Origin of the sequence: Pseudomonas sp. DCA-1 (assembly GCF_046523955.1) — a bacterium.
In the GTDB taxonomy this organism is placed as follows: domain Bacteria; phylum Pseudomonadota; class Gammaproteobacteria; order Pseudomonadales; family Pseudomonadaceae; genus Aquipseudomonas; species Aquipseudomonas putida_Y.
Genome location: NZ_CP169881.1, coordinates 678985 through 703324, shown reverse-complemented (window position 1 = coordinate 703324; position 24340 = coordinate 678985). Strand labels below are relative to the sequence as shown.

The window sequence follows — 24340 nt, the reverse complement described above, 5'->3', positions numbered from 1 at the left end:
CTCATCGCTCTTGGCTTTGCGGCAACTGCTCTCATGACAATCGGCGTGACAAACGCCGATGTCACCAGCAACAGCGCTGTAGATGATGGTGCCGCAGGCCAAGGAATGGGCTGCACCTGACTGACAGTCAGGCATGCCCCGGTCATCGCATTGCTGTGTTCACCCGACTCAGGATCTCGCGGCACTGGTCTCGTCAGCCAATGCAGCCTCTACCCGCCCACCGGTAACGGTGCTCAGGAGGCCAGATCATGAGATGCCCTTGCTCCCGGTCGTAAGGAGCCGCCAGTTCCGCGTAGTGGACATTCCCCACAGGTCGCAGGGGCCTTGATCCCTGATAACACTCAACATTCTTGGCGGGATGACGTGGGGCGAGGATCGGAGAACGGTAGATGAGGTGATCGACATGGCATTGGTAGGTAGACGCGATGGCCGCAATTTCGGTTACGGCAGGCAACTGAGCTACGCAGGGCCGCAGGCGCTGAAAGACATGTTTGGCGGAGGCCACTACGGCACGGTCAGAGCGCACTGCGATCGGTGGCAGGCATTCGTGAAGTGGTGCCGCTCCGAACAGGGGCCCGGCATCAATGATGCGCGGCAGATTGATCGCAAAGTGTTGGCCGACTATGCGGCGTATCTGCGTGAAGTGGTTAGGCGCGGTGACCTCGCCGTCAGCACCGCACAAAACCGGCTATCCAGCGTTAACAGGACCATGGCGGCGCTTCGCGGTGATCAGTACGTGAAAGTGCCAAGTCCGAGCAAGGCGCTGGGTATGCAGCGCACCGGGGTTCGACAGTCTGTGCCACAGGGCCAGGACCGCAACCAGGTTATGCAGATCGTCGATGCACTTTGCCGCCAACATCAGCAACGCGCCGCCGCGATCGTTCTGCTAGCGCGAGCCACCGGTATGCGCTTGCGTGAGGCCATTTTGGCTGACCTGCCACGGCTAAGGCGCGAGGCTAACGAGCTAGGCAGGATTAACATTCAGGATGGTACTAAAGGCGGCCGCGCTGGCGCCTCGGCGCCACGTTGGATTGCGATGGATGACCATATTCGAGATGCACTTAAATTTGCAGCACAGGTGTCACCTGTGGGTAGCCGCAACCTGATTGCTCCACACGAAAGCTACCTGAGTCTTCAGCAAGAGATGATCCGACCAGCACGAGACATCTGAATCGCCCCTGGTTTCGTAGACACCTCCAAGCCTCATAATGAGGCCCAAATAGGAGGTGCCATGAGTCGTCAGCGTTACCCCGAAGAGTTCAAGATCGAAGCGGTCAAGCAAGTGACCGAGAAAGGCAAACCCGTCGCCGATGTCGCCCAGCGCCTGGGCATGTCCGTACATAGCCTTTACGCCTGGATCAAGGTCTACACCAAGCCCCAAGAGCAGCGTCAGCAAGACGACGATCAGCAGGCCGAATTGCGCAAGCTACGCGCTGAACTCAAGCGCGTGACTGAAGAGCGAGACATCTTAAAAAAGGCCGCCGCGTACTTTGCCAAGGAGTGCGGCTGAAGTACGCCTTCATCAAGAAGCACTCGACTGATTACCCGGTGCGGCGCCTTTGCCAAACCCTCAAGGTGCACCCCAGCGGCTACTACGCCTGGCTGGCCGAGCCTCAATCTGCCCGAGCAAAAGAAGATCAACGTCTGCTTGGCTTGATCAAGCACGCTTGGCTAGAAAGCGGAGGTGTATACGGCTACCGCAAAATTCACGATGACCTACGTGAGCTGGGAGAGGAATGCGGACGAAATCGAGTCGGGCGCTTGATGCAGGCGGAGGGGCTGCGTTCGCAAACGGGCTATCGGCGGCGTCCAGGGTTTTACGGTGGAAAACCAACAGTGGCCTCGCCCAACCACCTCGCGCGGCAGTTCAAGGTCAGTGAGCCGAACAAGGTCTGGGTGACAGATATCACTTACATCCGCACCTATGAAGGATGGCTCTATCTAGCGGTAGTGCTGGATCTGTTCTCACGCCAAGTAATTGGTTGGTCAATGAAGCCAAGGATGTGCAGCGACCTGGCTATCGACGCAATGTTGATGGCTGTGTGGCGACGCAAGCCACAGCAGCAAGTGATGATTCACTCAGATCAAGGTAGTCAGTTCAGTAGCTCAGATTGGCAAAGCTTCTTGAAGGCTAACAATGTAATCAGCAGCATGAGTCGGCGGGGAAACTGCCACGACAATGCCGTAGCCGAGAGCTTTTTCCAACTTTTGAAGCGGGAGCGCATCCGACGAAAGATCTACACAACCCGTGAAGAAGCCCGAAGTGATATTTTCGATTACATCGAAATGTTCTATAACCCTAAACGCCGACACAGCAGTGCTATGCAGCTGTCTCCAATAGAGTATGAGAAACGCTATTTCCTGAGCTTGGAGAGTGTCTAGGAAACCAGGGGCGATTCACTCCATTTGACGCACCGGGATTATCTCCAATACCGCACTGCCAGGAAAACATATGGTATAAATTAATCAGATTGCACAACATACAAACAAGCAATAAAAACTATAACAGGAGAGCCCGACTTGCTAGCGAGATACTTCTGAACCTGCAAGAAATATCGGTAAGCATAAACGAAAGCCTCAATGCTCGGGCACTGCTAAAAGCCTCTAACAAAATCATTATTAGCGAGCCCGACATCATTGGGTACATCCAATCGCTATCTCAAGCTTTCTGCTCAGCTTTAAACATATCGATAGTAAATCACAGGGAGCTTTGCGAGCAATATGAATCTTTGTTAAAGTCGACTGAAAAACGTATAAATAAAGATGGCATAGACAGAGACCCAAGTAATATTTCTAAATACTTCAACGAATCGACAGGTATCAAAATAACCACATGCCATTCGACTAAGGGTGACGAATACGAAGTTGTTATCTGCGTTGGCCTATTAGAAGGCAAAGTACCTCACTGGGATGAAATAATAAACAAAAGCTCAAGCTACTCCGCTTACATGGCGAGACGACTGCTGTACGTGATATCTTCGCGAGCCAAGTCTGCTCTGTATTTATTCTCAGAAAAAGGGATATACACCGCGACAAGAAATGAGTACATTCCTACGAAACAGTTAAGTATCGCTGCATCGAAACTCAATTTATAGACAAGCAAAATAAGCCTGTACAGCCAACTACAGCTCTCAATTTTTTGTGTGCTTGAAATAAGCCACTTCAGGCACAACAAAAACAATAATCAAGATATCGCTAGAAAATTCGCAAACTAGCAGTCTACCTAAAGGAGACATAGCTTAATTTGGCAATAAAGGGTAGTTTAAGAGATAGAGAAAAAACTCTTAGGGATAAACTCCATAAGAATCAGAAAATTATGACTGAGTTCGACTCCTGGTGCCGCACCATACGCAGTATCAAGAAAGGCTCACCGAAAGGTGGGCCTTTTTTGTTTCCCCCCCCGCAGCCCCCAATCCCCTGCCTTACAGATGCCCTGAAGCCACCGCGATCGGTGTAGGAGCTGGCTTGCCTGCGATGGGCTGCGCAGCAGCCCCCCAAGCAGATGCAATTCTCTGATCACAGCCCAGCTCAAAAACAGACACACCCTCCAACACAAACGCTTTGACTCGCCAACCAATCCCCACTACGACTTATCGCAAATTTTAGATATTTCTGCCGAGGCAAGCCGATGGCGCTTCAATTCCACGAAAGCCCTTTCCACGCCACCCACGACGCAGATACCGCCAGCAAAATGGCCTTGAAAATGGACTTGTCCATTTTCATCACTGACTGCATCAAAAAAATGGGCCTCAAACAGCATGATGCCGCAGCCAAGCTGAACGTCACCCAATCCCGCATATCCGAACTTGCAAATGGCAAGATCGAGAAATTCACCTTGGACGCCATGATGGACATGCTGGACAAGCTCGGCTTTCGCACAACCCTGACCCTGCCCTCGAACGATGCCGGTTCACCGCCCCAGATCGTGATCACCCAAACGCCTGGCAGCTAAACCCTGTATCCCATTTTTCTCAGTTCTTGCTTCAACTCCTTCATCCGCTGTTCGGCGACCTGCATCGCGTGCCGGTCGGACCTGTTGGTCGTTTTTACGAACGAATGCAACACGACGACCATGTCTGCAAATTTGGCCACATACACACATCGGAATGCAGGGCTGCCGTTGATGATGAGCTCAATCGCACCCGCCCCTACCGACTCGGTCAACGACTTGATCGGCCGCTCTGGGTCCTGGCCATACTGGATGCGTCGCAGCCACGGCGAGATGCAGTATTGGTGAAGGCATGGATGCCAAGAGGAGCGAATCTAGCGCAGTGGCTTGCAGTTGGCGGAATTAGAAATGTTTCGCGGTATACCCTGAAATATCGTGTTTCTCTCGCCCGCTGAAATCAGTTCGACCTCATTTGGGGCCGGCTACATTCACGTTGTACCCCGCCGCATGCAGTGGCCTTGCTTGGGCAGATCTACGCGATCACTGGCAAATTCGACTTGGTGTTCGCGGGGGTTGCCGCACTCAGGACGATGGCTACGACACCAAGGCGGACATCTGCGGCCACGGGTTCCGAGCCATGGCATGCAGTGCGCTGGTCGACCCTGGGTTGTGGTCGGAGACGGCTATCGAGCCTGTCAAATCACCCCATGCATGAAGAACTCAACCGGTACGCTGAAAAACTCAGCAAAGCCCTTTATCTGGGCAACCGTCATCTTCCGCTTGTTGTTCAGAATCTCGGATACCGCGCTCTGGGTCGCTATCGCCGACAGGTCCTTCTGCTTCACGCCCCTGTCCGACAGCAGAAAGGCCAACGCTTCGGCCTGGCTCGCGAACGGCACCAATACAGACTCACTCTCATACTCGTAGACGCGGTCCGCTACCATCTCGGCAAAGCGTGCCGCAGCGTGGCCTTCGCTGTCCGCATGGGAGTAGAGCTCGTCGATCAATGCCATGCGTGCCTCAAGCTCGGCATCGTCCTTGATGGGGTCATGGCAGGCGGCTAGAAGCTGGGCCATGGTTGCCATCTGAGTGTTCAGGCCATCGAGCATGGGTGAAATATTAGCGATGAAGGCATCTAGTCCATTGGCTTCGATTTTATCCCGCTTCATGTTGTCACCTGTCGAATTGAAATATCGCGCGGCCCAGGTTGCTACCTGATATCGCTTCTGCACCATTTGTCGTACTCGGCGTGCGACAGAATGGCCTTGATGTAGAGAGTGCCCGTTCGCGCATTGAGCCACGCGATCAGGCGGCATTCGTTTTTCTTGATATCGAACACGTAGATATCAAGCGGCCCTTTGCGGCTGGCGGGCCTAAGTTTTGAGTGGGGGATGCGATCAACATTCCAGCCAGACACAGTGACCCACGTCTGCCTCAACTGTTCAAAAGATTCAAACCGCAGCGTCGCCCTGTCGAAGGTCGTCAGCCACAGGCTTAGGGGCGCTTTCCACTGGCCGTGGGCTTCAATCGCCTTGGTTACCGCCGCTTTCGTTATGACCCGCATTGTGTTGTCCCGGCGCACCAACATAGGGTGGAAAATATCTCTTATCCAGATATCTGTCAACCAGATATCTGGATGCGCGATGTACGGTGACCTGGCGATCGCCAATGGATTGATGCCCGTCAAACGACGGGCTGGGCGAGGAGTTTACGTTCAGAACAGGCAGCCCTGAGGGAGGATGAACATGGCCAAGAGATTCCCCACAAACCCTCGCCACCCCGAGCGTATCTGCTGGGGTTGCGACCTGTACTGCCCTGCCAAGGCGCTAGCCTGTGGCAATGGCGCAGACCGGACCATGCATCCGGTGGAGCTTTTTGGCGAGGATTGGGATAGCTTCGAGGGCCAGTTGGAGAAGCCGGTTGATCCAAGGCAAGCGGCAGAGCCCAGGTAAGAAAGGGCCGCTTGGCGGCCCAGCGCAGGCCTTGAACCCAGCGCTGGTTCCGTGTGCGGGCGTGCCCGCGACGCTGGCGATGCGGTTGCAGGCACCGGCTGCGCCGGTGTTCGCGGGTGAACCCGCTCCTACAGGTACAGCGCCAGGCCTTGTGGAAGAGCTGATCAGAACGCGGTGCTTACCGTCAACGACAGGTTACGCGGGTCACCATAAATCGCCCCGGCATAGAACCCGTACTGGCTGTAGTAGTGCTTGTCGAACAGGTTGTTGGCATTGAGGCTGACACTGGTGTTGTCGGTGAGCTGGTACTTGGCCATGGCATTCCAGATGGCATAACCGGACCAGTTCACGTCAGTGGCACCATTACTCAAACCGTTGGTGGGCTGGCCAGCCGGGCTGGAGATGGCGCGGATGTTGCTCTGCGCAGTCACGCCGGCGCCCAGGGTCAGGCGATCGAGCGGGCCGCTCAGGCGGTAGGTGGTGGAGGCCTTGAACAAGTGCGACGGGTCGCTGCGGCCGTCGCTGTCGACGCGGCGGAAGTGCAGGTAGGTGTAGCCGGCGTAGACGTTCCAGTTGGGGGTCAGGGCGCCTGCGACTTCCAGGTCGATACCGTCGGTTTCCTGCCCGGAACCGGCCTTGTAGGCGCTGCCGCCGGTCGGGGTGGTCAGGTCGCCGTCCAGCACGGCCTTGTTTTCCTGCTTGGTGCGGAAGTACGCCGCCGAAGCGTTCAGGCGGCCATCGAACCACTCACCCTTGATACCGGTTTCGTAGCTCTGCCCACGAATCGGTTCGACCTTGCTGCCGCTGCTGGTTTCAGAGGTTTGCGGGGTAAAGATGTCGGTGTAGCTGGCGTATACCGAGTAGTTGTCATTGAGGTCATACACCGCGCCCAGGTAGGGGGTGACGATGCCGTTTTCTTCCTGGCTGCTGCGCTCGCCGGCCACACTGCGGGTGACCGAGGAATAGTTGCTGGTGCGCACGCCAACGATCACCGACAACGGGTCGGTGATGCTCAGGCGGGTGGCGGCGTACATGCCCTGCAGGCGGGTGGTGGTCTTGCTGTGAAGGCCGGTGCGCGAGGCGATGAGGTCGTAGTCGTCATCCACGCCATTGTGCCAGTCGGTCACCGGGAAGCCGTTGTTGGCGCGGAACTGGCAACCCAGTGCAGGCGCGCTGGCCATGCCGTCGCCGACCATGGTGCAGGTGTACTGGGGCGACCAGCCGACGGTGCGGCTGTCGTTGTAGCCGACCATGGCCTGGTGAGTGCGGCCGAACAGCTGGAACGGGCCGGACAGGTCGATCTGCGCCGACTGCTGGGTGGTGTCGCTGGAGCTGTGCAAACCATTCAGTACAGCGCCGCTGCCGTCCTGGTCCCAATAGCCGCCGTAGCTGCCGCGCCCTGCCGAGTTTACCTTGGCAAGGCCCCGGTGGTTCAGGGCTTCGGTGGTGGCCTGGGCGGCTTTCAGGTCCAGGGTCCAGTCGTTGTCGAAGCGGTGCTCTAGCGAACCGAACGCAGTGCGGGTGGTGTATTCGCCAAAGCTCCAGCTGGGCACCAGGTTGGTGCTGCGCGGCAAGTCGGTCTTGCTGCCGTCGCGGTACCAGATCGGGATGTTCGCGCCCCAGCCGCCGCCCACAACCTTGTTGTACTCATATTGGTAACCGGCGCCCAAGGTAGTGGCGTCGTCCAGGTCGAACTCGAAATTGGCCAAGGCGGCGCGGGAGCGCTCGGACTGGTTGTCGCGGAAGGAGTTGGCATCCTGCTGGGTCATCACGAAACGCGAACGCAGGCGGCCATCTTCGGACAGAGGCAGGTTCAAGTCAGCCCCCAGACGACGCTTGTCCCAACTGCCGTAAGTGGCATAAGCACTGCCGCCGAAGGTTTTGGTCGGTGCCTTGCGGATCAGATTGACGGTGGCCGAGGGGTCGCCGGTGCCGCCCAGCAGGCCGTTGGCACCGCGCACGATGTCGATGCGTTCATACAGGTCCATGTTCAGCGCATTGCCGCTGCCACTGAAATCGGAACCGCCCTGGGTCTGCAGGCCATCGACCTTCCAGTTGCTGATCGAGTAACCACGCGCGCGGTAGTCGGTACGCCCACCCACCTCGGACTTGTTGGCCGTTACGCCTGGGGTGGTTCCCAGTGCCTGCTCGATGGTGTGGATGTCGCGGTCATCCATCTGCTGGCGGGTGATGGTGGTAACCGATTGCGGCGTCTGCCGTGGTGTCAGTGCCAGGCCTGTAGAGCTACGGGTGCTCTCGACCGTGTAGCCCAACTGGCCGGCCTCGTCGGCAGGCAGTAATGCGCTGTCTTCGATCTGCGTGGCGTCCAGTACAAGGGGTTTGCCGTCGGCAGCCATTGCCCCACCGCTGATGGCGACGGCAACGCAGAAGGCCAGCGGCTTTAGGCGACTGCCACTTTGACTGAAGGGGGTGAACGCTGTCGGGATGCTCTTGGGATTCATTTGGGAAGGCTTCGTATTTGCAGATGATTTTTTGTTAGGATTCTAGGGATCAGCCCTCCGGGCTCCAGCCCCGACATGTACGGGGATGTAATTGAACGTAACGAGCGCCACCGGCCCTCACCTAACAGGTGTTTTTCTGCATGAGCACGACCCTGCTGGTTGTCGATGATGACGACGAGATCCGCGAACTTCTTTGTGATTACCTGACCGATGCCGGCTACAACGTGCTGGCCGCGGCCGACGGTGAACAGATGCGCGACCAGCTGGCCCGGCACAAAGTTGAGCTGGTGGTGCTCGACCTGATGTTGCCGGGTGAGGACGGCCTTAGTCTGTGCAGGCAGTTGCAGGCCACACCCGGGTTGGCGGTGATCATGCTGTCAGCCAAGGGCAGCACGCTGGACCGCATCATCGGCCTTGAAGTGGGTGCCGACGACTATCTGGCCAAGCCCTTCGAACCACGCGAACTGATCGCCCGGATCAAAGCCGTACTGCGTCGTCCGCAACGCCTGGGCACCTGTGCCGAAGAACCCGTGGTGGACGCCCAGCTGTTCGCAGGCTTTCGTCTGGAACACGTCAAGCGCCTGCTCACCCGCCCGGATGGCGAGACCCTGACCCTGCCGCGCTCCGACTACCGCGTGCTGCGCGAACTGCTGGAAGCCAACAACCGTGTGGTCTCCCGTGACCAACTGACCCGCAGCGCGTTCGGCCGCGACCACCTGCCCGACGACCGTTCGGTGGACATGTGCGTCAGCCGCCTGCGCCAGCAACTGCGCCGGGCACCGGCGGGGGCCGCGCAAATCCTGACCATCCGTAACGAAGGCTACCTGCTGAGTATCGCCAGCCTCACGGCCGGGGCCTGACATGCGCTGGTTTCACCGGCTGTGGCCACGCACCTTGTTTGGTCAACTGCTGTTGATCATGGTCAGTGGCACGCTGGTGATCCAGTTGATGTCGAGCAGCATCTGGTTCGATGTGCGTTTCGCCCAGGCGCTAGAGGTGCCCGTGCGACTGGTTGCTGCACGCAGCGCCCCCCTGATTGCCCAGATCGACTGCCACGGCGGTACATTGCAGGCGCCAGCCCACTACCAGCTTCGCTGCGTCGAAAGCCTGCCTGGGCAAGAGCATGACGAGCGCCCTGGGCGCAGGCGGGTCGAGCTGTTGCTGCAGCAGGCCCTGAAGTACGAACTGGGGCATGCCCAGGACGTGCGCCTTATGAACGTGCAACTCACCGACGAACTGGGCCAACCGATCGTCTGGCGCAGCCTGTTCGGCCTGCGCACGGCCCAGGCGCATATCCAGTTCGCGCTGCCGCTGGCCGATGGGCACTGGCTGACCATTGCGGGCCAGGAACTGCAGGGCTGGAGCGGCGAGTCGGCCTGGGTGCTGATCAGCGATTACCTGCTGCGGGTGTATGCGCTGCGTATTGTCGCCGTGTTGCTGGTGTGCCTGATTGCCGTGCGCCTGTGCCTGCGCCCGTTGCATCGCCTGGCCGATGCTGCGCGCGGGCTGGGCAGTAACCTCGAACAGCCTCCCCTGGCACTGGATGGGCCGGAAGAAGTACGCCAGGCGGCGCAGGCGTTCAACGCGATGCAGCAGCGGCTGATTGCCATGGTCAACGACAAGGCCTACTACCTGGCCGCCGTGTCCCACGACCTGCGTACCCCACTGACCCGCATGCGCCTGCGACTGGAGCGCTTACCCGATGACGAACACCGCCAGCGCCTGCAGCAGAACATCACGCAGATGGACGATATGATCGGTCAGGTTCTGGATTACCTGCGTGCCGGAGAGCAGCAGAACTTGCAGCAGGTGGACCTGGACCGGCTGGTGACGCGCCAGTGTGCGGACCTGGCGACTGACCAGGAACCACTGCCGGTGCACGGCCGGGTGAACAGCTTGCGGGGGGATGCCCTGCTGCTGCAGCGCTGTCTTCAGAACTTGTTGGTCAATGCGTTGCGTTATGCCAAGGATGTTTCTGTCACGCTGGAGCGGACCACCACAGGAGTGTTCATCCACATCGACGACCGCGGGCCAGGGATTTCGCCAGCGCTGCTGCCGACCATCACCGACCCGTTCGTGCGCGGTGAGGGATCGCGTAACCAGGCATCCGGCGGATATGGGCTGGGGCTGAGCATTGCCCAGCGGATCGCCACCAGCCATGGGGGTGAGCTGATGCTGGCGAACCGAGCAGGCGGCGGGTTACGGGTCAGCCTGCAGCTCCCCGTCTAAAGGCTGATCCAGGGGCCGGCGTGTAACAGTCTTTTACCGATTACCCAGGTTTTCCGTCCCCTGTGTTTGCCTATCCTATGCCCGGTCATCCTGCCTGCGATGGACCCATGAAACACTCTCTTCCCAGCCGCTACGCCTGCTTCGTACTCTGCCTTGTCTTCACCTTCGCCAGCCTGCCCCTGCTGTCCCAGCATGCCTGGCTGTGGCCGGTAACGCTGATCACCGCGCTGCTCAGCCTGGTCGGCCTTAATGACCTGCGTCAAAGCCACCATGCGGTGCGACGCAACTACCCGATCCTGGGCAATATCCGTTACCTGATCGAAACCATCCGCCCGGAAATCCGCCAGTACCTGATCGAAGGTGACGACGACAAGCTGCCGTTCTCCCGTTCGCAACGCTCGCTGGTCTACGCCCGCGCCAAGAACGAAAGCGCCGAGAAAGCGTTCGGCACACTCAACGACGCCTACAAACCTGGTTTCGAGTTCATCAGCCACTCCATGCTACCGGTGGCCACGCCGGACCCTGCCTCGTTCCGCATTGCCATCGGCGGGCCGCAATGCCGAATGCCCTACTCGGCCTCGATCTTCAACATCTCGGCGATGAGTTTCGGCGCCCTCAGCGCCAACGCCATCGCTGCACTCAACCGCGGCGCGCGCATGGGCCGGTTTGCCCATGACACTGGCGAAGGCAGCATCAGTCCGTACCACCGTGAACACGGCGGCGACCTGATCTGGGAAATTGGCAGCGGCTACTTCGGCTGCCGCACCGAGGACGGTCGTTTCGATCCACAGCGCTTCGCCGAACAGGCCCGTTCGGCACAGGTGAAGATGATCGAGATCAAGCTCAGCCAGGGCGCCAAGCCTGGCCACGGCGGCATTTTACCGGGGCACAAGGTCAGCCCCGAAATTGCCGAGACCCGTGGCGTACGCGCCGGCGAGGACTGCATCTCGCCGGCGGCGCACAGCGCATTCCGCACACCAGTGGAGTTGCTGCATTTCGTAGCCAGCCTGCGCGAGCTTTCAGGCGGCAAGCCCGTGGGCTTCAAGTTCTGCCTGGGCCACCCCTGGGAGTTCATGGGCATTGCCAAGGCTATGCTCGCCACCGGCATCACTCCTGACTTCATCGTTGTCGACGGCAAGGAAGGCGGCACCGGCGCGGCACCTCGCGAGTTCAGCGACAACATGGGCGTGCCAATGCGCGAAGGCCTGATGTTCGTGCACAACACGTTGGTCGGCCTGAACCTGCGCTCCAGCATCCGCATTGGTGCGGCGGGCAAGATCGTCAGCGCCTTCGACATTGCCAGCGTTTTGGCCATCGGCGCTGACTGGGTCAATTCGGCACGCGGTTTCATGTTTGCCATTGGCTGCATTCAGTCGCAGAGCTGCCACACCAACAAGTGCCCGACCGGCGTGGCCACCCAAGACCCTCTGCGCCAGCGTGCCCTGGTGGTGCCAGACAAAGCCGAGCGGGTGGCCAGCTTCCACCGCAACACACTGCACGCGCTGGCCGAGATGTTGGCTGCCGCAGGCCTGGAGCACCCTTCGGAGCTCAGGCCCAAGCACCTGGCACGGCGCATCAGCCCCAGCGAAATCGGGTTGTTTTCAGACTTGCACACATTCCTCAAGCCGGGGGAGCTACTCAGTGGCTCGATCGAAAGCGAGTTTTATGCACGGATGTGGCGGATGGCGCGTAGCGACAGCTTTGCACCGGAGACGGGGGACACTGCAACACGAACTGTGGCATCAAGACTGCGCCACGAAGAGACTGAACCTGCATGACAAACATGACTGGGGCTGCCCTGCAGCCCTTCGCGGGCGTGCCCGCTCCCACAATTTGCAGCGCCATCGAAGGCGGCGCTTTACCTGTGGGAGCGGGCAAGCCCGCGAAGGGCCGCAGCGCGGCCCCAGCTTTCATGCAAAGAACTGCGGATCAGAAGATGCTGATCGGGTACTCGACGAATACGCGGACTTCGTTGCCGTCGTCGTTGTAACCGTTCTGCTGCACGGCGTTGTTGGTACGCAAGAACGAGCTACGCAGTTTGATGGACAGGTCCTTGGCCGGGCCGTCCTGCACCACGTAACGGATCTGGTTGAAGATCTCGCGCTCTTTACCTTCGCCGAAGCCTTGCGGGTTGGCGACGTTACGGGTGTTGATGTTGTCACCCACCACGTAGGCCAGCTTGTAGGTCAGGCCCGGAATGCCATAGGCACCGAAGTCCAGGCCGTAGCCCAGCTGCCAGGAGCGCTCGTCTTCGGCGTTGAAGTCGGACCAGTACGAGTTGGCCAGGTAGATGGTGGAACCACCGTCACCCTGACGGCCTGCGTTCTGATACCCGCCGTAGTTATAGCCAGTGCTACCGGTGCTGCGCTGGTGGGCGATTGTGAACGAGTGCGGGCCATAAGCGTAAGTGGCCGCCAGGCTCCAAATTGTGTTGGAGTCACCGGTCAGCTCGGCAGCCTTGACATGCTTGTTGTTGATGTCCGACTTGTAGCCGTTGAAGTCCAGGGTCAGGGACTGGTCGCTGGCGATCGGGAAGACGTAGTTCAAGCCCAGGTAGTGCTTCTTCATAACGTCTTCGTTGTCGGCGGTGTACAGCGAAGCGGTGAAGTTGTCGGTGAACTTGTAGCTGGCACCGAAGACGTTGATCGACTTCAGGCCACCACCATCACGGCGCTCGGCGCTCTTGCGCGCTTCCTGGGTGAAGCGACCAGCGTTCAGTTCCAGACCCTGGATCTCTTTGGAGGTGATCAGGGTACCGGTGAAGCTTTCTGGCAACAGACGTGCATCGTCGTACTGCAGCACTGGCAGTGCTGGCATCTGGTCACCGTACTTAAGCACGGTGTTGGAAATGCGGAATTTCACTGCAGCACCACCACGGGCCAGGTTGTGCGGCGAACTGGCGTTGCCTTCGGCATTGGTGGTTTCGTGCGGTTTGAAGAAGTCGACGCCGCCGCCACCGTTGTGACCTTTGCCGCCATCTAGGCGCACGGCGTACAGGCCAAATGCGTCAACACCGACGCCAACGGTGCCCTGGGTGAAGCCGGAGGAGAAGTTGGCAATGAACGCCTGGCCCCATTCGATCTGGTCGTCGGTGCCATGCTTCTTGTCACGGTTGATGTAGGCGTTACGCAGAAGGACGTTGGCGTGGCTGTCCTCAATGAAGCCCTTGCTGTCAGCCTGGTCATTGGCCTGAGCCTGGGTCGCGGCGATCATCGCCAGGGCGACCAGGCTGATCCTGGTTTTCAACATGTTGTTTTCCTTATTTCTTAATCAAAAACGCGCTGCAATATGACGCCAGGAACCAACGCCCCTTCGTAGGTTCGACGCTATGCGGATCCAGCCGGGCGGGCCTACCGGTAAGCTCACGGCGGCCCTCGGCAGCAGCCTGGCCAATACCATGGCCAGCAGGCGTTGGCCGAATCCTAGCCGCGCGCGATTACAAATGTCAAAAAGTCGTGAAATGCAGGTTTATATGACCAAAATTACCGGCCTATCTGGTGCATTTCCATGCAAGCTTGCGCTATCAGCAGATAATTTATCTTGTGTGGGAAATTGCCTTTTGATCGAACGGACAATTTCCTGAGGGCAGGGTCAGCAAGGCTCCGGAGCAAGATCGCCGCTCGACCATCGAAGCGCAGGCCGGCAGCACAATGGTCCGATGACGGTGTCCGACGCGGTATCGGACCCATGGCTGGGATGATCGGGGGTTGATCGGGGGGTATTGAGCAACATTGCCGACAAGACCTATTACAGCTCGGTGACCGGCGCGGCGCAGTTTGAAGTGGGGGGCCGCGTAGCCTGATAGTGACAGGTAGCTACAGCTTCTGATGTTTGTTGGCTGTACCTGCCTCTTCGCGGGCACGCCCGCTCCCACATGATCACCACATGTTTCAGAACCTGTGAAATATCTGTGGGAGCGGGCATGCCCGCGAAGAGGCAGGTACAGCTGCAATCAATCAGTGCCACACCGCCATCAGCGCCTGCATCTCTGCTTCGCTGATCAAACCTTGGGGGTATCGCCCGGCAAGCAGACGTCGTGGGTCGGTCGTCCTGACCCTGATGCTTCCATGGTGTTTCAACCACTTCGCCACAAGCCTGAGCGATTGGCGATCAACTGCCGATGGGCGCAAAGCCGACTCACTTGCTGCGTTCATGTCTACACGTACTCCCTGGCCCGTGAGTGGCTAATTTACGTAGTTATTGTTACAGATCCGAGGCGCGGCCTGGCCGTGCAACCTCGCTATCTGTTTGAAAAACAATACAAAACGTATGCCAGCTCGGCCTCCGGGCGTCGCCCGCGCAAAAAAAGGCCCGTCATACGACGGGCCTCTTTATTCATCACGCGTTCAGCGCTTGATCGGCGCCGGCTGCTGTTGGGTCAGGCAGTGAATGTTGCCGCCACCCAAAAGCAGCTCGCGGCCCGGGATCATCACCACCTCGTGGTCGGGGAAGATCCTTGCCAGGATCGCTCTGGCTTCGGCATCTGCCGGGTCGTCGAAGCTTGGGGCAATGATGCCACCGTTGACGATCAGGAAGTTCACGTACGAACCCGCCAGACGCACCGAAGGGTCACGTTCCTGGCTGCCGGCGACCTGGTCGACACCGGCGCACTCTTCGGCAGTGGCGAACAGCGGGCCCGGGATCGGCATCTTGTGCACGATGAACTCGCGGCCCTTGGCGTCGCGGGTGTTCTTCAGCACATCCATGGCCGCGTGGCAGCGCGCATAGTTGGGGTCGTTGGAATCATCGGTCCAGGCCAGTAACACTTCACCCGGGCGCACGTAACAGCAGAAATTGTCGACATGGCCGTCGGTTTCGTCGTTGTACAAGCCATCCGGCAGCCACACCACGGTGTCGACTGCCAAGTGATCGCGCAGCACCGCTTCGATCTGCTCGCGGCTCAGGTGCGGGTTGCGGTTGCGATTGAGCAGGCATTCCTCAGTGGTGATCACGGTGCCTTCACCGTCTACGTGGATCGAACCACCTTCAAGCACAAAGCCTTCGGTCTGGTAGCGCTGGCAGCGCTCCATTTCCAGCACCTTGGCGGCCAGTTCCTCGTCGCGGTTCCAGGGTGCGTACAGGCCACCATCAAAGCCGCCCCAGGCATTGAAGCCCCAATCTACACCGCGCACTTCGCCATGGTCGTTGATGACGAAGGTCGGGCCGGTGTCACGCACCCACGCATCGTCGTTGCTGATTTCAACCACACGAATGTTCGGCTGGTCGAGTTGGCGTCGAGCGTTTTCGTACTGGCCGGCGGAGACTGCGACGGTCACAGGTTCGAAACGGGCAATGGCCTTGGCCAGGGTTACGTGGGCAGCCTGCGCCGGCTTGCCGCCCAGGCGCCAGTTGTCCGGGCGCTCCGGCCAGACCATCCATACCTGAGTTTGCGGGGCCCACTCGGCGGGCATGTGGAAACCATCGGCACGGGGCGTGGAGTTGAGGGTTTTCATGGGTGACCTCTGTGATGGCCCTGAGCCGGGTGTGCTGGGGCGTTTGTCAATTTATAACCGATATATATCGATATTTAAAGCCTGGAATCCTAAGAATTTGCTGCCTCACGGCGAACTTAAATCGATAACAATCGGCAATCGTTAGGGCTGGTCTGGTTAAAGGAACTGCCTGCCGTCTACCATAGCCATCCCTTATGCATCCTGTTACAGCTACGCGCGGAAATTTCCGGCAAGGCCGACTAGGGTCAATACTTGAGCGACGGGCCAGCGAGCCGCTATGAACATCATCCCTACAGCAATACCTGAAGTACTGATCATCGAGCCAAAGGTGTTCGCTGACAGCCGTGGTTTCTTCTTCGAGGCATTCAATGCCCGTGAGTTCTCACAGCAAACCGGCGTGAACGTGGAGTTCGTTCAGGACAACCACTCGCGCTCCATCAAGGGCGTGCTCCGTGGGCTGCACTACCAGGTGGCAAACACCCAGGGCAAGCTGGTGCGCGTGGTGCACGGGGAAATCCGCGATATCGCCGTGGACGTGCGCAAAAGCTCGCCAACATTCGGCAAATGGGTCGCGGTGCACCTGTCGGCCGACAACCATCGCCAGCTGTGGATTCCACCTGGCTTCGCCCACGGTTTTGCGGTGATGAGTGAATCGGCCGAGTTCCTCTACAAGACCACCGACTACTACAACCCGGGTGCTGACCGCTGTATCCGCTGGGACGACCCCCAGCTGGACATCGACTGGGGGCTGCAGCAGCCACCGCTGTTATCGGACAAGGACAAGGTGGGCCTGACATTGGCAGAGGCGGAACTGCTGCCTTAACTAGCGCATAATTGCGTCAGACTTTTCTGGCGCATTTACGTGATGATTGCAAAACCCACGCCCCCACGCCGTCCCCGCTGGCGCAGCCTGGCCCTGCTGGCGCTGAGCCTGGCTCCATTGCTGTGGCCCCTGCATCACTTGGCCGAGCGCTATTACCAGGATGAGCTGGCCTCGCAGAACCGCCAGACACTCGACCTGTATGTCGCCAACCTGCTCGGCACCCTGCACCGCTACGAGACCTTGCCGCAAATTCTCGGCGACCTACCGGCGCTGCGTGGCGTGCTGGCCGACCCGTTCCGCCTGGAAGCGGTGACCAACGCCAACCGCCTGCTCAAGGACATCGTGCAACAGACCGGTGCCGAGGTGATGTACCTGATGGACGTCAGCGGCAACACTTTGGCCGCCTCGAACTGGGACAAGCACGACACCTTCGTCGGGCGAAACTTCGCCTTCCGCCCCTACTTCAACGAAGCCATGGCCGGCCATCTGGGCCGCTTCTTCGGCCAGGGCACCACCTCGGCCAAGCGCGGCTACTTCTTTGCCGCGGCCGTGCGGGACCGCGAGCGGATCGTCGGTGTGCTGGTGGTCAAGGTCGATCTCGACCACACCGAAACCCTGTGGGGCCGTACACCCGAGCAGCTGTTGCTGACCGATCACAATGGCGTGGTCATCCTGACTTCGCGGCCCGACTGGCGCTTCCGTGCTACCCGCACGCTGACCGACGCCGAGCGCCAGGCCATCATCGCCATCCAGCCCTATCCGACCCAGGCCCCACAGCCACTGGTTCTCAACCCGCAGGCCTGGATCACACAGACCCGCGACATCAAGGAAACCGGCTGGCAAGTCAGCATCCTCGCCCCGCGCACGCTGGTTGATCGCTCGGTGCAAACGGTAATGGCCATCGGTGCCGGTACGCTGTTGGTACTGATGCTGCTGGCCGGTCTGGTGATGCAACGGCGGCGCCATTACATCGACCGCATCGACTTCGAAGCCCGTGGCCGCCAGGAACTGGAAAAGCGCGTGGCCGAACGTACCGCCGACCTTGAAGGCCTGAACACCCGCCTGAAAAATGCCGTGCTGGAGCGCGAAAACGCTCAGCAGGAGGCAGTGCGCGCGCAGGACGAACTGGTGCAGGCCGGCAAGCTGTCGGTGCTCGGCACCATGTCGGCCAGTATCAGCCATGAGCTGAACCAGCCTCTGGCCGCCATCCGCAGCTACGCGGAGAACGCCGAGATCCTGCTCGACCACCAACGTACCGAAGACGCCCGCGGCAACCTCAAGCTGATCGGCGAACTGACAGGGCGCATGGCCTCGATCATTGCCCACTTGCGTGCCTTCGCCCGTCGTGACCGCCATGCCCCAGAGAGCGTGGCCCTGCAGCCGGCCCTGGACGATGCCCTGGCGCTGCTGGCCAAGCGCCGCCGGGCGATGGCCGTAGAGCTGATACGCGACCTGCCGGAAGCTACCTTGTGGGTACAGGCCGGCGAGACCCGCTTGCGCCAAGTGCTAGGCAACCTGCTGGCCAATGCCCTCGACGCCCTGACCGAAAAAGCCAATCCGCGCCGCCTGTGGCTAAGTGCCGAGCAGCGTGATGACTGCGTCTACCTGTACATCCGTGACAATGGCCCCGGTTTCAGCCGCCAGGCTCTGGAGCATGCCAAGGAGCCGTTCTTCACCACCAAGACCCGTACACAGGGCCTGGGCCTGGGCCTGGCCATCTGTGAAAGCCTGATGCGCGCCCTGGGCGGTGAACTGCTGCTGGCCAACCACCCGGAAGGTGGCGCAATGCTGACCCTCCAGCTGCGTGTGGCCGCGTCTGGCGCTACTTTGCCCAATTCGGAGGACCCCTCGGCATGACCACCGAGACACTGATCGACAGCCGAGCCCAGGTCATCCTGGTGGACGATGACCCCCACCTGCGCCAAGCCTTGAGCCAGACTCTGGACCTGGCCGGGCTCAAGGTAGTCGCCCTGGCCGAAGCTCAAGGCCTGGCCGAGCGTATCGAGGCCGACTGGCCAGGCGTGGTGGTCAGCGACATCCGCATGCCTGGCATCGATGGCCTGCAGTTGCTGGAACAACTGCACAGCCGTGACAGCGAGCTGCCGGTGCTGCTGATTACCGGCCATGGCGATGTGCCTCTGGCGGTGCAGGCGATGCGCGCCGGGGCTTATGACTTCCTGGAAAAACCTTTTGCCACAGACGCTCTGCTCGACAGCGTACGCCGCGCCCTGGCCTTGCGCCGGCTGGTGCTGGACAACCGTAGCCTGCGTCTGGCACTGAGCGACCGCCAGCAGCTGGCAACCCGCCTGGTCGGCCATTCACCGGCCATGCTGCGCCTGCGCGAGCAGATCGCTGCCTTGGCCGGCACACGTGCCGATGTGTTGATTCTGGGCGAGACCGGCGCTGGCAAAGAGGTGGTGGCTCGCGCCCTGCACGACCTGTCCAGCCGCAGCGAAGGGCCGTTCGTGGCGATCAACGCAGGCGCACTGGCCGAGTCGGTGGTCGAGAGCGAGCTGTTCGGCCATGAGCCCGGTGCGTTCACCGGCGCGCAGAAGCGCCGTATCGGCAAGTTCGAATTTGCCAACGGCGGCACGCTGTTCCTCGACGAAATCGAGAGCATGAGCCTGGATGTGCAAGTGAAGTTGCTGCGCATGCTGCAGGAGCGGGTGGTCGAACGCCTGGGCGGCAACCAGTTGATCCCGCTGGATATCCGCATCATAGCCGCCACCAAGGAAGACCTGCGTCAGTCTGCCGACCAAGGGCGATTCCGCGCGGACCTGTATTACCGCCTGAACGTGGCGCCGCTGCGTATTCCGCCCCTGCGCGAACGCGGGGACGACATATTGGTGTTGTTCCAGCATTTCGCCGATGCGGCCAGCCAACGCCACGGCTTGTCGCCGCATGCGCTGCAGCCAACGCAACGCGCCCTGCTGCTGCGTCATGACTGGCCAGGTAACGTCCGCGAGCTACAGAACGCCGCCGAGCGTTTCGCCCTTGGCCTGGAACTGGCACTGGATGGCCAGGCACCCTCGGCAGCAGCACCGACAGCGCCCAAGCTGAGCGGTAACCTCAGCGAGCAGGTCGAGCAGTTCGAACGCTCGCTGATCGCTGCCGAACTGGCCCAGCCACACAGCTCCATGCGGAGCCTGGCCGAAGCACTGGGTATCCCCCGCAAAACCCTGCATGACAAGCTGCGCAAGCACGGCTTGAACTTCGACGGCGGCAGCGGCGGGCATGATGATCAAGAGGACAACCGTTAATGAGCACCGATAGCCAGTACCTGCAGTCCGTACTGCACAGCGACATCCCCCTGACCCGCGAAATGGGCCTGGAAGTGATCGATTGGCAGCAGCACACCCTGCGCCTGCAACTGCCGCTGGCGGCCAACGTCAACCACAAAAGCACCATGTTCGGTGGCAGCCTGTACTGCGCAGCAGTGCTGGTGGGTTGGGGGTGGTTGCACTTGCGCCTGCGTGAACTGGGGATCGATGACGGGCACATCGTTATCCAGGAAGGGCAAATCAGCTACCCGCTGCCAGTGACCGGCACGGCGGTGGCGCGTTGTGCCGCGCCGGACGAGAAAACCTGGGAGCGGTTCCTGACCCTGTACCAGCGGCGTGGGCGGGCACGGTTGACGTTGGAGACCACGGTGAGCAATGACGGCAGTGACGAGCCAGCGGTGAGGTTCAGCGGCCAGTACGTCTTGCACCGCTAGCCCAGCAGCTGCTGAAAGCAACCGCGCTGCACAAAACCCAAAGGCTGGCGCAAAACCTGTGGGAGCGGGCAGGCCCGCGAACACCGGCGAAGCCGGTGCCATTCACCGCGGTGCCTGCTTCGCGGGCTCGCCCGCTCCCCCAGGGTAGGGTGAGACTCCGTCAGATCAGGCTCAGGAAGGCCTGGCGCCATGCAGCATTGGCGGGCAAGGCCAGGAAATACGGGTTAAGCAACGACTCGCGCGGCGGATACCGGAATGGCAAGCCATCCAGCCCGATCACCTCGCCGCAGGCCCCTTCCACCACGCCTTGCGCCGCTGCAGTATCCCACTGCGAAGTCGGCGCCAGGCGCGGATAACAATCGGCGCTGCCCTCGGCCAACAGGCAGAACTTCAACGAGCTGCCGATATTGGCCAGCTCCAGCTCTCCCACCGCAGCCCCAAGCCCGGACAACAGCGCTTCCTGTTCCGCGCTGGAGTGCCGACGGCTGGCAACTACGGTAAAACGCTCGCCCTCCGGTGGTGCGATGCGTACCTGGATCGGTTGGGCGGCCTCGCCGGCATCAGCACGCCAGGCTCCCAGGCCGCGCCCACCGAAGTAGCAGCGCCCATTGGTCGGCATCGACACCACGCCAAACACCACTTCGCCGTTCTCGACCAGGGCGATGTTGACCGTAAATTCTTCACTGCCAGCAATGAACTCCTTGGTGCCATCCAGCGGGTCGACCAGCCACCAGCGGCTCCAGCGTTGGCGCTCGGCCAGCGGAATATTGCAGTCCTCTTCGGACAGCACCGGAATCTGCGGCGCCAGCGCCAGCAGGCCATCGGCAATTACCCGGTGCGCTGCCAGGTCGGCGGCGGTAACCGGCGAATCGTCGGCCTTGTTGGTCACTGCTACATCGGCGCGCCAGAATGGAAGGATCGCTTCGCCTGCCGTCAGCGCCAGCTTGACCACTTCGTGCATCAGTTGCAGGTCGGTCATAGCTCCAGCAGCCCCCGCTGAATCAGCAGGTCACGCGCCAGGTAAAGCGCCGCCAAGGCGCGACCCTCGGTGAACTGCGGATGCATGGCCAAGGCCGACAACTCACGCAGGTTGACCTTGTCGACCCGCATCGGCTCGGGCTCATCGCCTTCCAGGCGCTCTTCGTACAGGTCGCTGGCCAGCACCACCTGAATCTTCTGGCTCATGTAGCCCGGCGACAGCGACAGTTCCGTCAGGTGCTCCAGCTGGCGTGCGCCAAAACCGGCTTCTTCCTTGAGCTCCCGGTCAGCTGCCGCCAGCACGTCTTCGCCCGGCTCGATCAGGCCCTTGGGCAAAGACAGCTCGTATTCATCAGTGCCACCGCAGTATTCCTCCACCAGCACAGCGTGCTCGGCATCGAGCATGGCCACGATCATCACCGCGCCGTAGCCGTTACCCCGGCCCACCAGACGCTCATAGGTGCGCTCGGCGCCATTGCTGAAGCGCAACTGTACGGCTTCGACGCGGAACAAGCGGCTGCTGGCGACAATTTCGCGGCTGAGTACGGTGGGTTTCTGGCGCATGGGGCGGCTCCTTGGCGTGAACGGGTTACTATACCGTGGCTTGCCGACTGATCGAGAGTTTCCCATGCCTGTTCTTCCCTGGTCTGCCATCGATACCGTCCTGCTGGACATGGATGGCACCCTGCTCGACCTGCATTACGACAACCGCTTCTGGCTGGACCACCTGCCTCAGCGCTATGCCGAGCTGCACGGTGTAAGCCGGGCCATGGCGGAAATGGAGCTGCAACCGCTGTTCGAACGCAATGCCGGCACATTGAACTGGTACTGCCTGGACTTCTGGAGCCGCGAGTTGCGCCTGCCCATTCGCGAGCTGAAGCGGGAAATTGCCGACCTGATTGCCCTGCGCCCGGATGCCGATACCTTTCTGGCGGCGATTCGCCAGGCCGGCAAGCGTGTCGTGATGATCACCAATGCCCACCGAGACTCGCTGTCGCTGAAGCTGGAACGGGTGGAGCTGGCACCGTACTTCGAGCGGCTGATCAGCTCGCACGACTATGGCTACCCGAAGGAAAGCCCGCAGTTCTGGGATGCCTTGCAGGCGGATATCGGCTTCGAGCCGGAGCGCAGCCTGTTCATCGACGACACGCTGGCGATTCTGCGCAGTGCACGGCGCTTTGGTGTGGGGCACTTGCTGGCGGTGCGCCAGCCCGATAGCCAGGCACAACCACGAGATACCGAAGAGTTTGCAGCGGTCGAGGATTACCGGGCGTTACTGGAAGGCCTGTGAGGCCCCATTCGCGGGCAGGCCCGCTCCCACATTCACTGCTGGCGCTGTAGCTGTGGGAGCGGGCGCGCCCGCGAAGAGGCCTGTACAGACTTTAGCGATCAGTCAGGAATACGCAGCACCTGCCCCGGATAGATCTTGTCCGGGTGCTTGAGCATCGGCTTGTTAGCCTCGAAAATCTTGTTGTACTGGCCGGCATTGCCATACACGACCATGGCAATGGCTGAAAGTGTGTCGCCCGATTTCACAGTAACGAACCTTGCCGCCTGGACTATCGGCCCGGTCACGGTGATCTGGTCCTCGACACTGGCCACGCCACTGATGTTGCCCGCCGCCAGAATGATCTTCTCCTTCTCTTCCTGGCTGGCCACTTCACCCTTGAGGATGATCTTGTCTCCTTCTACAGTGGCGCTAATGTTCGGGTTGCCCAGGCCGACAGCTTCCACGTGTTTCTTAAGCTGCTCTTCGGCATTGGCGTTGCCAGGGGTCAGCAGGTCGATCAACTTCTCGCCGGCTTCCTTCACGAAACTGAACAGGCTCATTGCGCTCTCCTTGTTGACGAAACCTCGGACACAGGAGTCTAGGCCAGCTTTACCACTCTCGCCCTGTGCGACCAATCGACGCGGTCTATCAAGGCATAGACCCTAGCGATTAGACGCCGCCGGCCCGCGCGCCTAGGCTTGTGCTATCAGAAAGCCGCCGGTATTCAGCCCCGATGAACAGCAAGCCTCCGGTCTGCGCGGCCTCATCGCCTTTGTCCATGCCAGCCGCCAGCAACACCTACGATTACGTCCAGCTCAGCGATGCCAAACGCGACAGCACCCCGCTGGCCGAGGAAGTGGCCCTGGCCATTGTCTATAACGGCCTCAACCAGGCGGTGATGCTGGTAAGCCCTACCGATCTGGAAGACTTCGCCGTCGGTTTCAGTGTCGGCAGCGGCATTGTCGAAGGCACCGCAGAAATCTACGACCTCAAGCTTTCCGGCAGCGGCGCGGCAATGTACGCCGACCTGGAGATTTCCAGCCGGGCGTTCTGGAACCTGAAAAACCAGCGCCGCCAACTGGCCGGCACCAGTGGTTGCGGCCTGTGCGGGGTCGAAGCCCTGGAGCAGGCGCTGCCAGATCTGGCCGTGTTACCGGGTGCGCCCCTGCCCCCGGCCCAGTGGCTGGTCGGCCTGCGCGAGCGCATCGACGCCTTCCAGCCACTGGGCCAGCATTGCGGCGCCGTGCATGCAGCACTGTTCATGGACCGCCAAGGCGAACTGCTGCTTGGCCGCGAAGACATCGGCCGGCACAACGCCCTCGACAAACTGATCGGCGCCCTGCTGCGACAGCGCATCGACAGCCAGGGCGGCCTGGCGATCGTCACCAGTCGCTGCAGCCTGGAGCTGATCCAGAAGGTGCTGCGTGCCGGCATCCAGACCCTGGTCAGCCTGTCTGCGCCCACCGGCCTTGCCCTGCAATGGGCGCGCAAACACAACCTCAACCTTATCCACTTGCCCAAGCACAGTGCACCGCGGGTCTACAGCCCAGCGGCGGAGTCGTAACAGTC

General features: G+C 60.4%; 23 protein-coding genes and 2 pseudogenes. 15 read left to right on the top strand and 10 right to left on the bottom strand.

Going from position 1 to position 24340, the window contains the following annotated elements; translation table 11 throughout:
* Positions 1-403: 403 nt before the first annotated feature.
* From ACE4QZ_RS03480 to ACE4QZ_RS03465, 4 genes and pseudogenes are all read left to right on the top strand, one after another.
* Positions 404-1168 (top strand): annotated as a pseudogene (locus ACE4QZ_RS03480) (integrase domain-containing protein); the annotation flags it as partial.
* 63 nt (positions 1169-1231) lie between these two features.
* Positions 1232-2382, top strand: a protein-coding gene (locus ACE4QZ_RS03475) for an IS3 family transposase (protein WP_087785413.1) whose coding sequence is annotated in 2 segments (ribosomal slippage) — positions 1232-1466 and positions 1466-2382 — 1152 coding nt in all. Because the reading frame shifts where the segments join, the coding sequence is not laid out codon by codon here.
* Positions 2383-2471: 89 nt separating this feature from the next.
* Positions 2472-3095, top strand: coding sequence for a 3'-5' exonuclease (locus ACE4QZ_RS03470; RefSeq protein WP_410480397.1), 624 nt, complete (start codon positions 2472-2474; stop codon positions 3093-3095).
* 533 nt (positions 3096-3628) lie between these two features.
* The gene (locus ACE4QZ_RS03465; RefSeq protein ID WP_011953230.1) at positions 3629-3952 is read left to right on the top strand and encodes a helix-turn-helix domain-containing protein; all 324 of its coding nucleotides are present in this window, start codon (positions 3629-3631) and stop codon (positions 3950-3952) included.
* Here the strand turns inward: ACE4QZ_RS03465 and ACE4QZ_RS03460 are convergent.
* The gene (locus ACE4QZ_RS03460; protein WP_021782621.1) at positions 3949-4164 is read right to left on the bottom strand and encodes a type II toxin-antitoxin system RelE/ParE family toxin; all 216 of its coding nucleotides are present in this window, start codon (positions 4162-4164) and stop codon (positions 3949-3951) included. The genes ACE4QZ_RS03465 and ACE4QZ_RS03460 overlap by 4 nt on opposite strands.
* Before the next feature lie 201 nt (positions 4165-4365).
* On the opposite strand from ACE4QZ_RS03460, the pseudogene ACE4QZ_RS03455 reads away from it, so the two are divergent.
* A pseudogene (locus tag ACE4QZ_RS03455) lies at positions 4366-4580 on the top strand (integrase); the annotation flags it as partial.
* Between the two features lie 4 nt (positions 4581-4584).
* Here the strand turns inward: ACE4QZ_RS03455 and ACE4QZ_RS03450 are convergent.
* Positions 4585-5058 carry a type II toxin-antitoxin system HigA family antitoxin gene (locus ACE4QZ_RS03450; protein ID WP_021782620.1) on the bottom strand — a complete coding sequence of 158 codons (474 nt, stop codon included), beginning with the start codon at positions 5056-5058 and terminating at the stop codon, positions 4585-4587.
* A 41-nt stretch (positions 5059-5099) separates the two neighbouring features.
* Positions 5100-5576: a type II toxin-antitoxin system HigB family toxin gene (locus ACE4QZ_RS03445; RefSeq protein ID WP_230849509.1), complete on the bottom strand. Its 477-nt coding sequence runs from the start codon at positions 5574-5576 to the stop codon at positions 5100-5102.
* 58 nt (positions 5577-5634) lie between these two features.
* Here ACE4QZ_RS03445 and ACE4QZ_RS03440 point away from each other — a divergent pair, with 58 nt between their 5' ends.
* Entirely contained in the window at positions 5635-5841 is a 207-nt protein-coding gene (locus ACE4QZ_RS03440) for a DUF3079 domain-containing protein (protein WP_028697322.1), read from the top strand.
* Between the two features lie 164 nt (positions 5842-6005).
* Here ACE4QZ_RS03440 and ACE4QZ_RS03435 read toward each other — a convergent pair whose 3' ends face one another.
* On the bottom strand, positions 6006-8303 hold the full coding sequence (locus ACE4QZ_RS03435; RefSeq protein WP_021782618.1) for a TonB-dependent siderophore receptor: 2298 nt from the start codon (positions 8301-8303) through the stop codon (positions 6006-6008).
* A gap of 140 nt (positions 8304-8443) precedes the next feature.
* On the opposite strand from ACE4QZ_RS03435, the gene ACE4QZ_RS03430 reads away from it, so the two are divergent.
* The 3 genes from ACE4QZ_RS03430 to ACE4QZ_RS03420 all read left to right on the top strand — a co-directional run bounded on the left by ACE4QZ_RS03430 (position 8444) and on the right by ACE4QZ_RS03420 (position 12310).
* On the top strand, positions 8444-9163 hold the full coding sequence (locus ACE4QZ_RS03430; RefSeq protein WP_021782617.1) for a response regulator: 720 nt from the start codon (positions 8444-8446) through the stop codon (positions 9161-9163).
* A 1-nt stretch (position 9164) separates the two neighbouring features.
* Positions 9165-10532, top strand: a complete 1368-nt coding sequence (locus ACE4QZ_RS03425) for an ATP-binding protein (protein ID WP_084850417.1) — start codon at positions 9165-9167, stop codon at positions 10530-10532.
* Between the two features lie 107 nt (positions 10533-10639).
* Complete coding sequence (locus ACE4QZ_RS03420; protein ID WP_021782615.1) at positions 10640-12310, top strand: FMN-binding glutamate synthase family protein; 1671 nt, start codon at positions 10640-10642, stop codon at positions 12308-12310.
* A gap of 151 nt (positions 12311-12461) precedes the next feature.
* Here the strand turns inward: ACE4QZ_RS03420 and ACE4QZ_RS03415 are convergent, their stop codons facing one another.
* The 3 genes from ACE4QZ_RS03415 to aguA all read right to left on the bottom strand — a co-directional run bounded on the left by ACE4QZ_RS03415 (position 12462) and on the right by aguA (position 15985).
* Positions 12462-13781 carry an OprD family porin gene (locus ACE4QZ_RS03415; protein WP_021782614.1) on the bottom strand — a complete coding sequence of 440 codons (1320 nt, stop codon included), beginning with the start codon at positions 13779-13781 and terminating at the stop codon, positions 12462-12464.
* Positions 13782-14488: 707 nt separating this feature from the next.
* Entirely contained in the window at positions 14489-14686 is a 198-nt protein-coding gene (locus ACE4QZ_RS03410) for a hypothetical protein (RefSeq protein ID WP_080671093.1), read from the bottom strand.
* 192 nt (positions 14687-14878) lie between these two features.
* On the bottom strand, positions 14879-15985 hold the full coding sequence (gene aguA, locus ACE4QZ_RS03405) for an agmatine deiminase (protein WP_021782613.1): 1107 nt from the start codon (positions 15983-15985) through the stop codon (positions 14879-14881).
* Positions 15986-16262: 277 nt separating this feature from the next.
* Between aguA and rfbC the strand changes: the two genes are divergently transcribed.
* The 4 genes from rfbC to ACE4QZ_RS03385 are packed head-to-tail and all read left to right on the top strand — an operon-like array spanning position 16263 to position 20523.
* Complete coding sequence (gene rfbC / locus ACE4QZ_RS03400) at positions 16263-16808, top strand: dTDP-4-dehydrorhamnose 3,5-epimerase (protein ID WP_021782612.1); 546 nt, start codon at positions 16263-16265, stop codon at positions 16806-16808.
* 42 nt (positions 16809-16850) lie between these two features.
* The gene (locus ACE4QZ_RS03395; protein WP_021782611.1) at positions 16851-18665 is read left to right on the top strand and encodes an ATP-binding protein; all 1815 of its coding nucleotides are present in this window, start codon (positions 16851-16853) and stop codon (positions 18663-18665) included.
* Complete coding sequence (locus ACE4QZ_RS03390) at positions 18662-20068, top strand: sigma-54-dependent transcriptional regulator (protein WP_021782610.1); 1407 nt, start codon at positions 18662-18664, stop codon at positions 20066-20068. The genes ACE4QZ_RS03395 and ACE4QZ_RS03390 overlap by 4 nt, the downstream gene beginning before the upstream one ends.
* Entirely contained in the window at positions 20068-20523 is a 456-nt protein-coding gene (locus ACE4QZ_RS03385) for a YiiD C-terminal domain-containing protein (RefSeq protein WP_010951632.1), read from the top strand. Before ACE4QZ_RS03390 ends, ACE4QZ_RS03385 begins: the two co-directional genes overlap by 1 nt.
* 160 nt (positions 20524-20683) lie before the next feature.
* On the opposite strand, the gene cysQ is transcribed toward ACE4QZ_RS03385, so the two are convergent.
* Together cysQ and nudE are read right to left on the bottom strand one after the other, a co-directional pair.
* Positions 20684-21502 carry a 3'(2'),5'-bisphosphate nucleotidase CysQ gene (cysQ, locus tag ACE4QZ_RS03380; protein ID WP_021782609.1) on the bottom strand — a complete coding sequence of 273 codons (819 nt, stop codon included), beginning with the start codon at positions 21500-21502 and terminating at the stop codon, positions 20684-20686.
* Positions 21499-22065, bottom strand: coding sequence for an ADP compounds hydrolase NudE (nudE, locus tag ACE4QZ_RS03375; protein ID WP_003255794.1), 567 nt, complete (start codon positions 22063-22065; stop codon positions 21499-21501). Before nudE ends, cysQ begins: the two co-directional genes overlap by 4 nt.
* Positions 22066-22129: 64 nt before the next feature.
* On the opposite strand from nudE, the gene yrfG reads away from it, so the two are divergent.
* On the top strand, positions 22130-22792 hold the full coding sequence (yrfG, locus tag ACE4QZ_RS03370) for a GMP/IMP nucleotidase (RefSeq protein WP_021782608.1): 663 nt from the start codon (positions 22130-22132) through the stop codon (positions 22790-22792).
* 98 nt (positions 22793-22890) lie between these two features.
* Here yrfG and lysM read toward each other — a convergent pair whose 3' ends face one another.
* Positions 22891-23331: a peptidoglycan-binding protein LysM gene (gene lysM, locus ACE4QZ_RS03365; RefSeq protein WP_021782607.1), complete on the bottom strand. Its 441-nt coding sequence runs from the start codon at positions 23329-23331 to the stop codon at positions 22891-22893.
* A 173-nt stretch (positions 23332-23504) separates the two neighbouring features.
* Between lysM and fdhD the strand changes: the two genes are divergently transcribed.
* Entirely contained in the window at positions 23505-24335 is an 831-nt protein-coding gene (fdhD, locus tag ACE4QZ_RS03360) for a formate dehydrogenase accessory sulfurtransferase FdhD (protein ID WP_021782606.1), read from the top strand.
* Positions 24336-24340: the final 5 nt, after the last annotated feature.